Source organism: Streptomyces sp. NPDC002104, from assembly GCF_053593795.1.
On sequence record NZ_JBSFDF010000001.1, the window covers coordinates 371427 to 385626 of the forward strand.

Genomic DNA, 14200 nt, shown 5'->3' on the forward strand with positions numbered 1-14200 from the left:
CCGGCACAAGGGGGGCCGGCGCAGCCGGTGCGCCGGCCATGCGGTTTCGCCGCCCGGGGGTCAGATTCCGGCCGTGTCCATCCAGAGCCGGGCCAGTTCCGCGTCGCCCGTCACACCCGGGCCGGTGAGCGGCCGCCGGTTCCACAGCGCCGCGTACAGCCAGGAGGCCTCGCCCGTCAGCGTGCAGTCGGCCTCCGCCCCGTCGCCGTCCCCGCGTACCGTCCGCGCGGGCTCCTGGGACAGGTGTACGGTCCACACCGCGCCCGTATCGGAGGCCCGGACCCGCATCACCCGCGGCTCCGCCGTCCGTACCCGGCTCTGCGGCCGCGCGTGGAACCCGGTCAGCAGCTCGTCCACCCCGTCCTCCGCGAAGGCGGGGTCCACCGCGCCGAAGGGCACGCCCAGCGCGGCCTCCGCGTCCATCCGGTGCACGGTGGTCTCGTGCGCCTGGCGGCGTGCCCAGAAGGCCAGCGGCGAGGGCGCCGCGGTCGGCAGGAAGGTCCAGCTGTGCGCGTCGGCGGAGCTCCCCGTCAGGGTCCGCACCAGCGTCGCGTGGCCTTCGCGGAACCAGGCCAGCAGTTCCGCGCCCACCAGCTCCGGCGCTTCCGGGAACGGCGCGCGCTCGGTCAGGCCCTGCGCCACGTACCCGGTGGCCCAGCGGTGCACCGAGCCGGTGTGGCGGAGCAGATCGGCGACCCGCCACTGCGGACAGGTGGGCACCAGGGCGTCCGTACCGGCCCGTTCGGCGGTGTCCGAGAGTTGCTCGCCCTCGCGGGCCACGGTCTTCACATAGCTGATGATCTCCATGGCGGGAGTCTCCCAGCAGCCCGCGGGCCCGCACAACGAAGGATGATGGAGGTCATGGAGGCCATGGAACAACATCCGGACGGCGAGCTCTTTCCGCGCGAGCGCACGGAGATCGTGCCCGGCGCCGTGCACGTGCCCGACTGGCTGGGGCCCGGGCGGCAGCGGGAGTTGGTGGAGGCCTGCCGGGGATGGGCCCGGCCGCCGGCCGGGCTGCGTACGGTGCGCACCCCGGGCGGGGGAACGATGAGCGCCCGGCAGGTGTGCCTGGGGCTGCACTGGTACCCGTACGGATACGCGCCCACCGCCGTCGACGGTGACGGCGCTCCGGTCAAGGCGATGCCCGACTGGCTCGCGCTGCTGGGCCGCAGTGCCGTGGCCGACGCGTACGGGCAGGCTCCGGATCCGGGCCTCGCGTACGACATCGCGCTGGTGAACTTCTACGAGGGCGACTCCCGCATGGGCATGCACCGGGACGCCGAGGAGCGCTCCGAAGCCCCGGTGGTCTCGCTGAGCCTGGGTGATTCCTGCCTCTTCCGCTTCGGCAACACCGCCTCGCGCGGGCGTCCGTATCGGGACGTTGAGCTGCGCAGCGGGGATCTGTTCGTCTTCGGCGGACCCGTCCGACGGGCCTTTCACGGGGTGCCGAAAGTCCTGCCCGGCACCGCTCCGCCGGACCTCGGGCTGACCGGGCGGCTGAACATCACGCTCCGGGTCGGCGGGCTCGGGTAGCGGGCGGCGTCCTCGGCGCTCCGATCATGCGAGGATCGCTGTCATGAACGGCAACGGGGCCCCGCGGCGGGTGGGGGATGTGACCACGGTGTCCGCTGGGACGGACGGGACCGCAGAGACGGACGGGACCGCAGAGACGGACGGGACCACGGGGACGGATGGGACTACGGGGACCGGCACCACCGGTACGGCCGCCACCACCGGCACGGCCGCCAAGGCCGCGGCGACAGCGACAGCGACAGCAGCAGCGGCCGCAGCCGGCTCCGCGCGGACCAAGCTGGAGCGGGGCCGCGGCGCGCTCGGCCCGGCGCTGGAGCTCGTCCACACTGGCCGGGCCCCGACCCGCGCGGTCCTGACGGCCGAGCTCGGCGTTACCCGCGCCACCGCCGGCGCCGTCGCCGCCGAGCTGGAGGCGCTCGGGCTGATCCGCGTGGACTCCCGCCCCGGCGGCGCCGGCGGCACCCAGGGCCGCCCCTCGCACCGGCTCTCCGTGGACGAGAACGGCCCGGTGGCCCTGGCCGCACAGGTGCACTCGGACGGGTTCCGGGCCGCCCTGGTCGGCCTCGGCGGCCGGATCGTCGCCACGGCTCCCGGCCGGGTCCCGGTGTCGGCCGACCCCGCGCAGGTGCTCGGAGCCGTCGTCGAAGCCGGGGCCGCGCTGCTCGCGCAGACCGGCCGGCGCTGCATCGGCGCGGGCCTCGCGGTGCCCTCGGCGGTCGCGGAGCCGGAGGGCACCGCGCTGAACCCGCTGCACCTGGCCTGGCCCGCCGGGTCCCCCGTCCGGGCGATCTTCGCCGACTGCGTGAAGCAGGCCGGGATCGACGGCCCGGCGCTGACCGGGAACGACGTGAACCTCGCCGCGCTCGCCGAGCACCGCCACGGCGCCGGCCGCAGCGCCCAGCACCTGCTGTGCGTGGCCACCGGACACCGCGGGGTCGGCGGGGCGCTCGTCCTGGACGGCCGTCTGCACAGCGGGAGTTCGGGCCTGGCCCTGGAGGTCGGCCACCTCACGGTGAACCCCGAGGGGCGGGCCTGCCACTGCGGCAGCCGTGGCTGCCTCGACGTGGAGGCCGACCCGCTGGCCTTCCTCACCGCCGCCGGGCGCACCCCGGGCCCGGAGGTGTCCCTGCTCCAGCAGGCCCGCGACCTGCTGCGCGAGGAGTCCGCGGACCCGGGGGTACGGGCCGCCACGGAGGAGCTCATCGACAGGCTCGGCCTGGGCCTGGCAGGCCTGGTCAACATCTTGAACCCGGACCGGATCATCCTCGGCGGACTCCACCGCGAGCTGCTGTACGCCGACCCCGAGCGGCTGCGCGCGGTGGTCGCCGACCGCAGCCTGTGGGGGCGCAGCGGCGGCGTGCCGATCCTGCCCTGCACCCTCGACCACAACAGCCTGGTCGGAGCCGCCGAGCTGGCGTGGCAGCCGGTGCTGGACGACCCGCTCGGGACCCTGGGCGCGGCGGCCTGAGCGCTGCCGCGGCGGCCCCGGGCGGCTTCGGCGGCCGGAGGCTACCCGGGCCGGGCACCGGCCGAGGCGGACACCGACAGGCCGGCGGAGACCGGCTCGGGGGGTGCGGCGACGGGCGGGGCCGGCGCGGGTTCCCGTACGGCGTTCTTGCCGGGCCGGTGCGCCGGCTTCTCGGCGAGGAGCACCGGCTGGAGTTCCGGTGCGGCCGGGCCGGGGGCGGCGCGCAGGGAGAACCACACCACCTTGCCCGGGCAGTCGTCCTGCTGCCGGGCACCCCACGCCTCGCTGAGCGCCTCCACGAGCGCGAGCCCGCGGCCGGAGGTCTCCAGGGCGTCGACCGGCCGGCCGCCCGCGGGGCGGTTGGCCGCGGCCGCGGAGTCCCTGAGCTGCGGGAGGCGGGGGTCGCTGTCGTAGACGGAGACGGTCAGCCGGCCGAGGCGCAGTTCGATCTCGACCGTGCAGGTCTTGTCCGGCTGCGCATGACGGTGGACGTTGCTGAGCAGCTCCGTCACGCCGAGCGCAGCCCGGTCTATGAGCGGATCGAGCTGCCAGTGGCGCAGTTGCGCCGAAACGATTCGGCGGATCTGGCCGATCCGCAAGGGCAGGGCCTGCAGTTCGACGACGCAGTGCCTGCGGGAATGACTGATCACGGCTGCGACTCCCCGACATCAGTGTTACGGGTGCTGCACCCTCGGTGACGCCTCCCCAGGGTCACCCACTGTGGCCCGCTGTGCAACCGAACGCGAGCAAAAGCGATGCGCATGGATACCCAAAGTGACCGTTTGTGCAGGTGGGCGGGGTACATTTCGAAAGCGGGCGGTGCGCGCAAACGCCCGGCGCACACTCGGGACATCGGGAAGTACGAAGGAGCACGGCGCATGAGCACCACCACCGGTACGACCGCCACGACCATGGACGTCGACCACAGCGACGCGGACTACCGCGCGTGGCTGAAGGAGGCCGTCCGCAAGGTGCAGGCGGACGCGAACCGCTCCGCCGACACCCACCTGCTGCGCTTCCCGCTCCCCGAGGCCTGGGGCATCGACCTGTACCTCAAGGACGAGTCCACCCACCCCACGGGCTCCCTCAAGCACCGCCTCGCCCGCTCCCTGTTCCTCTACGCCCTCTGCAACGGCTGGATCCGCCCCGGCCGCCCCGTCATCGAGGCCTCGTCCGGGTCCACCGCGGTCTCCGAGGCGTACTTCGCCAAGCTGATCGGGGTTCCGTTCATCGCCGTCATGCCGAAGACGACGAGCCCCGAGAAGTGCCGGCTCATCGAGTTCCACGGCGGCGCATGCCACTTCGTCGACGACTCGATGAAGATGTACGAGGAGTCGGCGGAGCTCGCCGCCCGTACCGGCGGCCACTACATGGACCAGTTCACGTACGCGGAGCGGGCCACGGACTGGCGCGGGAACAACAACATCGCCGAATCGATGTACCAGCAGCTGCGGCTGGAGCGTTACCCCGAGCCCACCTGGATCGTGGCCACGGCCGGCACCGGCGGCACCTCCGCGACGATCGCCCGCTACGTGCACTACATGCAGCACGACACCCGCATCTGCGTCCCGGACCCGGAGAACTCCTGTTTCTTCGACGGCTGGACGCAGGGCGACCCGCACGCGACGAGCGATTGCGGCTCGCGCATCGAGGGCATCGGCCGGCCGCGGATGGAGCCGAGCTTCGTCCCCGGGGCCATCGACCGGATGATGCGGGTCCCGGACGCCGCGAGCGTCGCGGCGTGCCGGGCGCTGGAGCGGGTGATCGGCCGCAAGGCGGGCGGCTCCACCGGCACCGGGGTGTGGAGCGCGCTGAAGATCATCTCGGAGATGGTGGCCGAGGGCCGCACGGGCAGCGTCGTGACCCTGCTCTGCGACGGGGGCGAGCGCTACCTCGACAAGTACTACTCCGACGCGTGGCTGGCCCAGCAGGGCCTCGACATCACCCCGTACGCGCGGACGCTCGACACCATGCTGGCGACCGGCGTGTGGACCGAGCCCACCGGCTGAATCGTTTGCCCTGGCCGGTGCGGGGGCGGCTGGCTACGCTGTGCTGACTTGGGGCGGGGCGGCGCGCGGCGCGGGGTGGGGAGCCATGGCGGAGTTCACGGACGGCGGTACGGGCGGCGGTACGGAGGACGGCGGCAGGGGCGCCGCGGACGGTACGGGGGGTACCGGCGTACGGGGCCAAGGCGGGCGCGGCGACGGCTCGTTGGCCTGCCCCCGGTGCGGCCGGGAGGACCAGGTGCTCGGCGTGTCCGCCGCGTACCTGCGGGCCAAGGCCAAGCTGAGCGTGGAGAGCAAGGGCGGCGACGGCGACAACGTCACGACCCGCGAGGAGAACTCGGCCCTGGCCAAGGCCCTCGCGATCGCCCCGGACGAGCCGGGCGACAGGGCCATGGGCTGCCTCGGGGCGGTGCTCGTCCTGGTGGCGATCGGCGCGTTCGTCTGGGGCGGGATGGCGGGCAACTGGTTCGAGGGCGAGCCGACCCCACGGTTCTACGGGGGCGACGGCGACCTCCCCTTCGGAGTCGAGGACCCCACGACGTACCTGGGCTGGATCTCGGCGGCCTCGCTGCTCCTGGCCCCCGTCCTGTTCGCACTGTCGGGGCGGGCCGTACGGGCCTGGCGCCGCCGGACCGGACCGGGCCGGGCAGCCGCGGACCAGCTCTGGGCCGGGGGCTGGTACTGCGGCCGCTGCGGCACGGTCCACTTCACCGGCGAACGGGCCATGACCTTGCAGGAGTTCCGCACCCGGGTCTGGTCGGCGGGCGGCTACGGCGACCTGGCGGTGCGGCACCCCGCGGTCTGAACCGTGACCCGCCCGGCGGTGAACCCGTAGGCACGGCTGCGCGGACTGCTTACCCTGGGCGGACCGTGACCACGGCGCAGCCTCGGGGGGAACCGCTGCGGAACCTCCGACGAAGTGCGGTCGGTGCAGGCGGTGTTCCCGGAGGGGCACCGCAACGTCCGCGAGCAGACCGGCGCCGGCGGTGACCGGCGGAGCCCGGGCCGGAGTATCCGTACCCGGGTGGGGACGAGCCCTCCGGGCAGGAGGCGGACCTGATCCTCCTCGGTGTGACGGCATCCGCCCCGACGGCACCTCCCGGCAGGAACGCTCCTACTGACCCGCCCCGCGCCGCCGCTCCGCCAGCCGCAGGTCCAGCGCGCGGACCGCCGAGCGGAACGAGTGCCCGAGTGCGGGCCGGGCCGCGGTGAGCGCGAAGCGGACGGCGGCCGGGCCGTCCGCGGCGAAGGTCCACTGGACGTGGGTGCCGGAGCCGGAGGGTGCCAGGCGCCACTCCTCCAGCAGGGCCCGCAGGCCGGGGGCGTTGGTCTCGTCGACCCGGTACGCGTAGCGCCGCTCGGGATCCGCGGCCATGATCGTCTCCTGGAACCGGAGCCCGCCCGCCAACCTGATCTCGCGCCCGGCGCCGCCGTGGGTGGGCCGGGCCAGGGTGACGGCCCGGAACCAGCTCGGCCAGCCCTCCAGCTCCTCGGCCAGCGCCCGGTACACGTCCTCGGGGGCGGCGGTGGTCCGGCCGGCGAAGACCAGGCGGGCGGGGGCCACCTCTATGAAGTCCAGCCCTACGGGACGCAGTCGGCGGGCCATGGGGAACTCCCTCGGTTCGGCGGACGACCGGTGGCATCCGGCGGGCTGTCACCCTAGCTGCCGGTCCGTCAGTTGTCCGCTCGCGGGGGCCGTGGGAGTCGCGGGCGTCCGGTCAGAGCTCCGGAAGGTCCGCCGGGTAGAGCAGGGTGAGGTCGTCCTTGCTCGGTTCCGACAGCTGCGCCACCCGTCCCGCGTGCCGCTCGACCATGGACTCGAAGGTCTGGCGGGCCGTACGGCCGTTGCCGAAGGCGGGTCCCTTGGGCAGGTCGGTGAAGTACGTCAGCAGTGCCTCGGAGGTCTTCTCCCCCAGCAGGTACTCGTGCTCCTCGGCCTGCTGCTCCACGATCCGCAACAGCTCGCCGGGCCCGTAGTCCCCGAAGGTGATGGTCCTGGAGAACCGGGAGGCCACCCCCGGGTTCACCGTCAGGAAGCGGTCCATCTCCGCCGTGTACCCGGCGACGATCACCACCACCGCGTCCCGGTGGTCCTCCATCAGCTTCACCAGCGTGTCGATCGCCTCGCGTCCGAAGTCGCGGCCCGAGTCCTCGGGCGCCAGCGCGTACGCCTCGTCGATGAACAGCACCCCGCCGCGCGCCCGGTCGAAGGCCTCCTGGGTGCGGATCGCGGTGGACCCGATGTGCTCGCCGACCAGGTCGACCCGGGACACCTCCACCAGGTGGCCGCGCTCCAGCACGCCGAGGGAGGCCAGGATCTCCCCGTACAGCCGGGCCACGGTGGTCTTGCCGGTGCCGGGGGAGCCGGTGAAGACCAGGTGGCGGCGGACCGAGGCGGCCTTGAGCCCCGCCAGCTGGCGGCGCCGGCCCACCTCGATCATGTCGGTGAGCGCGCGGACCTCGCGCTTGACGCTGTCCAGACCCACGAGCGCGTCCAGGTGCCCCAGGACCTCGACCGAACCGCGGGCCGCTCTCTGCCCGGCCGCGGCGGGGTCCGTCTCGTCGGCCGGCCGCTGGGCCGGTACCCGCTCGGCCGTGGCCGCCGCTACGGGGCCCGGCGCGGCCGATACCGTACGGATCCCCGTACGCTCCCCGGCCGATGCCGCTCCCGCCGCCGGACCCGCACCCGGCCCGGCGCCCGCGCCGGAGGCGGACCGGGCCGCGAGGCGCGGTCCGGACTCGTCGCTCGTGCAGTCCTCGGCGACGGGGCCGTCCTCGGCGAACTCGTAGCCCCCGCGCGCGCAGCGCTCGGTGTGGCAGCGGTGCAGGGAGGTGCGGCAGCCGTCGATGACGTGGAAACCGAAGCCGGCGCTGCCCGTGACCCGGCACGCCGTGAAGGTGCCCCGCCCGCCCGCGGACACGTAGAAGCCGGCTTCGGCGGGGGAGCTGACCGTGCACCGCTCCAGGGTCGGGTCCGCGCCCTTGGTGACGATCACCCCGGTCTGGACGGAGTCGATGGTGCAGTTGGCGAGGGTGCCGCCGCTGCCGTGGTCGCGGAACCAGGCGCCCGTGGCGGCCTCCCGGATCCGGCAGTCGTCCAGCTGGGCCGTCGCCCCGTCGCTCACCGAGACGGCGGTGTTGCGCACCTGGGAGATGTCGCTGTCCACGACGTCCACCCGGGAACCGCGGTCCAGGACGAACAGTGCGTCCGGTACGTCGTGAACCCGGCAGGAGTCCAGCGAGACCCCGGCCCCGTCGCTGATCCAGACGGCGGGGTAGTCGCCGGTGCTGTCGTGGATCTCGCAGGAGTCGGCGACGACGCGGGTGCCCGGATCCCACACCGACAGGCCGTTGCGGCCGAAGCGGCGGACGGTGGTGCGGCTGAGGGTCAGGACGGAGCGCGAGCGCAGGTCCACCGCGTTCTCGGGGATGTCGTGGATGTCGCAGCCGGCGAGCGTGAGGACGGCGTCCGTGTCGAGGGTGACCCCGTCGGCCGTGGTGCGGTGGACCGCGCAGTCGGTGAGCACGGCCGTGGCCCGGGCGGCGATCTGCACGCCCGCGCCCTTGATCTCGTAGACCTCGCAGCCCAGTGCCTCCAGGCCCGAACCGTCGCCGGTCACGGCGATGCCGGCGCCCGTGGCGTGGTGGATCCGGCAGCGCTCCAGCCGGGGGCGGCCACCGCCGCGCACGGAGACGCCGGTCTGGCCGGCGGCCACGACCTCGCAGTCCGCGAACACCCCGCCGCCGCCGTCCAGGACGGCGATGCCGCTTCCGGCGGAGTTCTCCACCGTGCAGCGCCGCACCAGCGGCCGCGCACCGCTCCCGCGGACCTCGATGCCGGCCGCGGAGCGGGTGCTCACCCGCAGGTCGGTCAGCTCGGGGGAGCCGTCCTCGATGAGGAGCGCGGGCGCCGTGGGGTCCTGGCCCTCCAGGTGGAGGTCCTGGATGACGGCCGAGGCGCGGACGGTCAGCGCGACCCCGTCGAGCGGCGCGATCCGCACCGAACCCGGCGAGCCCTCGGGCCCGCGCAGGGTCACGGCGTGGTGCAGCACCAGATTCTCCCGGTAGGTGCCGGGCGCGATGGACAGGACGTCGCCGTCGCCCGCCACGGCCAGCGCGGCGGTCAGCGTCGGATAATCACCGGAGCGGCGACGCCACCGCGAGGAACCGCCGTGCGTCACCTGGACCGTGCCCTGAGCCATGGTGCTGTCGTGCCCCCACCCTCGTGTTCCGTGTGTCCGGCCTGCTGGTCGTGTCCGGCCGCTGGCCGGAGCAGCCGCTCCGGCGCTCCACCGTAGCGCGCGCGGGGCCGGTGAGTTGCCAGGTCAGCTGCCCGCGTCCGCCCGGCCCCAGTCCGGTCCCGCCGCGGCCCACGCGCGGTCCAGCCGGATGTACCGCCGATGCATGAGCCTACGTACGACCAGACGGCGAAGCGTCTCCACGAGCGCGGCGATGCCCAGGGCCGCGGCGAGCCCGGCCACACCCGCGTGGAAACTGGCCGAGGAGGGGTCCAGGGGCTGCCCGACGAGCCGGCCGTGGGCGTCGGTCCATATCCGGAACCGGTCGCCGGCATGCGGCGGTTCCTCCGCGGCCGGCACCGTGCCCTGGTGGTTGCTGCCGTCGGGCGCCGTCCACGAGGCGACGATCTGCGTACGCTGCGGGGTCTGGCGCTGCGCCGCCGGGTCGGTGGACGCGCCGAGGAGCGGATCCGGCGTCGGCCGGACCACCACCGCCGGTACGAGATGGCGCGCCTCGTGCTGCTCCCGCACGGCCCGCTGCAGCGTGCCGTCCACCCGCAGGCCCGCCGCGCAGCCGATGGCCGGAGCCACCAACAGGACGCACACCAGCGCCGCGAAGGCCACCCAGGCCTCGAATAGATCCGTCTGGCGGCGCAGCGGATTGCGCCGCCAACGCCACACTCCCATAGCTGTCCGCACGGTCCGGCTCCCCCTACTTGTGCCAGTCTGCGCCTGCCTGCCGTCCCAGCCTCCCGCATCCCTTGGCCACCCGCATTCCGGGACGCGCGAGACGTGTGTCACCCGATCCGGTGCTCACGTCCCGCATGGTCCAACGGGCAGGCAGTGGCGGTTGGTTCCAGGGTGGCGCGAGAGCCCCTCGAAGGTGTCGGTCCGGGTGGTCCCACCGGCCCTCCGCCCCCGCTGCGGACGCCCTCAGGCCCTCACGCCCCCCGCCACGCCCCCGCCCTGCCGTCCTCACGCCAGGACGCGCACCTCGTCGCCGACCCGCAGCGTTCCCAGCCGCACCGGCACCAGCAGCCGCCCGAAGGCCAGTGACTTCCCGATCCGCCGGTGCCTGGCCAGGGTCTGGAGGGGTTCCTTGCCGCGGAGCGCCGTCGTCTGGTCGGTGGTCGTCACGATGCACCGCCCGCACTCGCGCGCCCCGCGGAAGACGGCGTCGCCGATCGCGAGGCGCTCCCAGCCGTCCTCGGCCCACGCCTCGGCCCCGGACACCACCACGTTCGGGCGGAACCGGTTCATCGGGAGCGGACCCTCGCCCGGATGGTTCCCCCGGGCGATCAGCGCGTTGAGGGCGTCCAGCGAGGCGAGGGTGGTGATCAGCAGCGGATAGCCGTCGGCGAGGCTCACGGTCTCGCCGGGCCGTGCGTACTGGGGATCGACCGGCCGGCGGACGGCCGGGTCGTCCAGGTGCACCAGACGGGCCGGTACGCCCAGGTACGCGGTGAACCAGTCGGCGGCGGCCCGCGCGGCCACCACGGTCTCGATCTTCTTGCCGAAGAGCATCACCGGCTCCAGCGGACCCCGTCCCGGGACCTCCACCGCCAGATCCGCCATGCCCGGTGCCGAGACCTCGAACCCGCCGCCCCCCAGCGGGCGGGCCCGTGCCAAGGCCAGCCTCGGCTGCTGGCGTTGGGTGATGACCGCGCCCTCCCCGTCCACCACCGCCCACCGGCGGTCACCGGACAGACCCCAGGGCTCCACGGCCACCTCGTCGGGTGCCGTCCCCGCCACCGACTTGACGGGATGGACGTGGAGCGCCTGGACACGCAGTTTCACCATGGGGGAATACTGCCAGCCGACCTCACGGACTCCGCGGCGACCTCGTCGCGGGAGGCCGGCCCGGCAGCGCGATCAGTAACCGCGTCCCTGCGGCTGGTACGGACGCCCGTACGGGTCCTCGAACGAGGCGGCCGGGACGGGCGCGGGCTGAGCCTGCATCGGACGCGGCGCGGCCGGGCGCATCGCCTCGTACCCGGTGCCCGTGGCGACCGGCCGGGGCTGCTGCGGCTGGGGCTGCGGAACGTAACCCGTGCGGGCCGCGAACGGCTGCGGCTGCTGCGGCACGTACGGCACCGGGGCCTGCTGGAGCGGCATCGGCATCGACATGGGCTGCGGCATGGGGGGCATCTGCTGCATCTGTTGCATGTGCGGCATCTGCTGGGGCGCGGCCTGCTGCTGGTACGGGTACCCGTACGCCGGGGCCTGCTGCTGTTGCTGCGGGCGGGCGGGCGGCAGCGCTGCCGGGAGGGCGGGGAGCGCGGACGCGAGGGCCGGGAGGTATCCACCGCTCGAGTAGCCGGCACTCGGGGAGTCGTAGGCGGCGGGGACGCGGATCGGGGCGATCTGCGGGGTCCCGCGTTCGGCGACGAGGGAGTCGTAGATAGGGGTGTCCGGGAAGGAGGGCGCGGAGTAGTAACCGCCGCCATAAGTGGAGCGGGGGGAGGTCATGGACCTAAGTTAAGCCCACGACTTCACGGGGTCCATAGCGAGGTGTCGTCAACACCGCCCTGACCTGCATATTCGCAGGTCAGGGCCACAGCTTTCACTTCTTGTTCACGTGCACGATTTGGCCACTTCCGCCCCGTCTTGCTGCTACTCGTACTCACCGGTTGGGTTGTGCACGACTGTGCCGCCGGCCTCGTGCTGACGTGGCGTCACAACCCCGTGACCTCGGAGGACGTGAAGTCGAAGGGGGGAGTCCGGTTTCAGGCCTCGTCTGGGCGGGCATAGGTTCGGCCCTTCCATGCCGCTCCGCGTCCGCGGTAGTGCTGCACGGCCGAGTCGACGGTCATCAGGAGGTAGAGCAGCGCGGTGACCGGGAGGAGCGGCGCGAGGGCCGCCGGCTGGCGGTAGTGGCGCAGCATCGGCAGGTACGTTCCGGCCATCAGCAGCCAGGCCAGGCCGCCGGCCCAGGCCACGGCGGGCCGGCCGGCGGCGAGACCGGCGAGGAGCGCGGCCGGCGGCACGAGGTAGACCAGGACCAGCCCGGCCACCGTCCCGGCCAGGAGCAGGGGCTGGTGGCGCAGTTGGGCGTAGGCGCTGCGCGAGACCATCCGCCACAGGTCCGTGAGGGAGGTGTACGGGCGCACGCTGTCCACCCGCTCCGCGAGGCCGAGCCAGATCCGCCCGCCGCTGCGCTGGACCGCACGGGCGAGCGAGACGTCGTCGATGACGGCCTGCCGGATCGACTCCGGGATCCCGGCCCGCACGGCCGCCTCGGTGCGCAGCAGGACGCACCCTCCGGCGGCGGCCGCGGTGCGGGCGCCGGGGCGGTTGATCCAGCGGAAGGGGTAGAGCTGGGCGAAGAAGTACACGAAGGCCGGAACGATCAGCCGCTCCCAGACGCTGACGGCCCGCAGCCGGGCCATCTGCGAGACCAGGTCGAGATCGGCCGAGGTCGCGGCGGCGACGAGCTCGCGCAGGCTGTCGGGGGCATGGGCGATGTCGGCGTCGGTGAGGAGCAGGTAGTCGGGGCCGGGACCCGCGCCGGGACCGGGGCTGGAGCCTGGGCCGGGACCCGGGCTGGGGGCCGAGCCGGGATCCGCGCCGGGTGCGGAATCCCTGCCCGGGCGGGTGCCGGAGCGTGCGTGCGCGATGCCGTGCCGGAGGGCCCAGAGCTTGCCGGTCCAGCCGGCGCCGGGCTCGCCGGGGGAGAGGACCGTCAGGGGCAGCCCGGCGTGCGCGTCGGCCAGCCGCCGGGCGAGCTCGCCCGTGCCGTCCGTACTGCCGTCGTCGACCAGGATGACCTCGGCCTCGCCGGGATACTCCTGCGCGAGGAGCGAGGGCAGGCTGTACGGCAGCACCTCGGCCTCGTCCCGGGCCGGGACCACGATCGCGACGGACGGCCAGCGGGCGGGGGCGTGCCGGGGAGGCAGGCGCGTATCGGTCCGCCAGAACATGCCTTGGCCGAGGGTGAGCCAGAGCCAGACGGCGAGCGAGGCGCACGCGGCGACGAGGAGGTAACCCATCCCGGCAGTGTGCCGCGAGCGCTGCCGCGCGGGGTGCGGGACACCGCCGTTTCGGCGGCCCGCGCCGCGAGCGGGCTCCGGGGTGGCGGTCCTGTCGCCCCGGGGCGGGTGGGAGGATCGATTAAGGTGACCAAGTGAAGATCGCCCTCATGGACTCCGGTATCGGCCTGCTCGCGGCGTCCGCCGCGATGCGGCGGCTGCGCCCGGACGCGGATCTGGTGCTGTCCTGCGACCCCGACGGGATGCCCTGGGGTCCGAGGACCCCGCAGGACCTCACCGGCCGGGCCCTCGACGTCGCGCGGGCCGCCGCCGCGCACCGGCCGGACGCGCTGATCGTCGCCTGCAACACCGCCTCCGTGCACGCCCTGCCCGCGCTGCGCGCCGCGCTGGAGCCCGCCATCCCGGTCATCGGGACCGTACCGGCGATCAAGCCCGCCGCGGCCGCCGGAGGGCGCGTGGCCATCTGGGCCACCCCCGCCACCACGGGCAGCCCCTACCAGCGCGGCCTGATCCGCGACTTCGCCGACGGGGCGCGCGTCACCGAGGTGCCCTGCCCGGGGCTGGCCGACGCCGTCGAGGCCGGCGACGAGGCCGCCGTCGTACGGGCCGTCGCCGCGGCCGCCGCACTGACCCCGGCCGACGTCACCGACGTCGTGCTCGGGTGCACCCACTACGAGCTGGTCGAGGCCCCCATCCGGGCCGCGCTCGACCGCCGCACCGGCGGCGGCGCGTACGTCTTCCACGGCTCCGCCGAGCCCGTCGCCGTCCAGGCCCTGCGCCGGCTCGGGGCCCGCCCCGAGCCCGGCCTGCCGGCCACCGGCAGCCTGAGCGTCCTGCTCAGCGGCCGCCCCGGCGCCCTGCCGGACCCCGCCCTCGGGTACGCCGAAGGCCGTCTGCTGGCCGGCCGGGGCGCGGGTGTCGGCGAAGCCGTCGGCGGATCCGTCACGGGCTGACCTCCGAGGG

General features: G+C 74.5%; 13 protein-coding genes. 5 read left to right on the plus strand and 8 right to left on the minus strand.

Annotated features, from left to right (window positions below):
* Nucleotides 1–60 precede the first annotated feature (60 nt).
* Nucleotides 61–807: a maleylpyruvate isomerase family mycothiol-dependent enzyme gene (locus tag ACWCP2_RS01645; RefSeq protein ID WP_450906563.1), complete on the minus strand. Its 747-nt coding sequence runs from the start codon at nucleotides 805–807 to the stop codon at nucleotides 61–63.
* Between the two features lie 63 nt (nucleotides 808–870).
* Here ACWCP2_RS01645 and ACWCP2_RS01650 point away from each other — a divergent pair, with 63 nt between their 5' ends.
* Both ACWCP2_RS01650 and ACWCP2_RS01655 read left to right on the plus strand, forming a co-directional pair.
* Nucleotides 871–1536: an alpha-ketoglutarate-dependent dioxygenase AlkB family protein gene (locus tag ACWCP2_RS01650; protein ID WP_450906564.1), complete on the plus strand. Its 666-nt coding sequence runs from the start codon at nucleotides 871–873 to the stop codon at nucleotides 1534–1536.
* Between the two features lie 43 nt (nucleotides 1537–1579).
* Nucleotides 1580–3004, plus strand: coding sequence for an ROK family protein (locus ACWCP2_RS01655; protein ID WP_450906565.1), 1425 nt, complete (start codon nucleotides 1580–1582; stop codon nucleotides 3002–3004).
* Nucleotides 3005–3045: 41 nt separating this feature from the next.
* On the opposite strand, the gene ACWCP2_RS01660 is transcribed toward ACWCP2_RS01655, so the two are convergent.
* Complete coding sequence (locus ACWCP2_RS01660; RefSeq protein WP_450906566.1) at nucleotides 3046–3654, minus strand: ATP-binding protein; 609 nt, start codon at nucleotides 3652–3654, stop codon at nucleotides 3046–3048.
* Between the two features lie 228 nt (nucleotides 3655–3882).
* On the opposite strand from ACWCP2_RS01660, the gene ACWCP2_RS01665 reads away from it, so the two are divergent.
* Nucleotides 3883–5013 (plus strand): PLP-dependent cysteine synthase family protein, encoded by a 1131-nt coding sequence (locus ACWCP2_RS01665; protein WP_450906567.1) that lies wholly within the window; start codon nucleotides 3883–3885, stop codon nucleotides 5011–5013.
* A gap of 85 nt (nucleotides 5014–5098) precedes the next feature.
* Complete coding sequence (locus ACWCP2_RS01670; RefSeq protein WP_450906568.1) at nucleotides 5099–5815, plus strand: hypothetical protein; 717 nt, start codon at nucleotides 5099–5101, stop codon at nucleotides 5813–5815.
* A 309-nt stretch (nucleotides 5816–6124) separates the two neighbouring features.
* Here ACWCP2_RS01670 and ACWCP2_RS01675 read toward each other — a convergent pair whose 3' ends face one another.
* The 6 genes from ACWCP2_RS01675 to ACWCP2_RS01700 form a co-directional block, all read right to left on the minus strand.
* Nucleotides 6125–6616 (minus strand): SRPBCC family protein, encoded by a 492-nt coding sequence (locus ACWCP2_RS01675; RefSeq protein ID WP_450906569.1) that lies wholly within the window; start codon nucleotides 6614–6616, stop codon nucleotides 6125–6127.
* A 112-nt stretch (nucleotides 6617–6728) separates the two neighbouring features.
* Nucleotides 6729–9212, minus strand: coding sequence for a right-handed parallel beta-helix repeat-containing protein (locus ACWCP2_RS01680; RefSeq protein WP_450906570.1), 2484 nt, complete (start codon nucleotides 9210–9212; stop codon nucleotides 6729–6731).
* A 123-nt stretch (nucleotides 9213–9335) separates the two neighbouring features.
* Nucleotides 9336–9947: an Rv1733c family protein gene (locus ACWCP2_RS01685; RefSeq protein ID WP_450906571.1), complete on the minus strand. Its 612-nt coding sequence runs from the start codon at nucleotides 9945–9947 to the stop codon at nucleotides 9336–9338.
* 276 nt (nucleotides 9948–10223) lie between these two features.
* The gene (locus ACWCP2_RS01690) at nucleotides 10224–11048 is read right to left on the minus strand and encodes an MOSC domain-containing protein (RefSeq protein WP_450906572.1); all 825 of its coding nucleotides are present in this window, start codon (nucleotides 11046–11048) and stop codon (nucleotides 10224–10226) included.
* A gap of 72 nt (nucleotides 11049–11120) precedes the next feature.
* On the minus strand, nucleotides 11121–11717 hold the full coding sequence (locus ACWCP2_RS01695; RefSeq protein WP_450906573.1) for a DUF6643 family protein: 597 nt from the start codon (nucleotides 11715–11717) through the stop codon (nucleotides 11121–11123).
* Nucleotides 11718–11974: 257 nt separating this feature from the next.
* Nucleotides 11975–13237: a glycosyltransferase gene (locus ACWCP2_RS01700; RefSeq protein WP_450906574.1), complete on the minus strand. Its 1263-nt coding sequence runs from the start codon at nucleotides 13235–13237 to the stop codon at nucleotides 11975–11977.
* 134 nt (nucleotides 13238–13371) lie between these two features.
* Here ACWCP2_RS01700 and ACWCP2_RS01705 point away from each other — a divergent pair, with 134 nt between their 5' ends.
* The gene (locus tag ACWCP2_RS01705; protein ID WP_450906575.1) at nucleotides 13372–14190 is read left to right on the plus strand and encodes a glutamate racemase; all 819 of its coding nucleotides are present in this window, start codon (nucleotides 13372–13374) and stop codon (nucleotides 14188–14190) included.
* Nucleotides 14191–14200 lie beyond the last annotated feature (10 nt).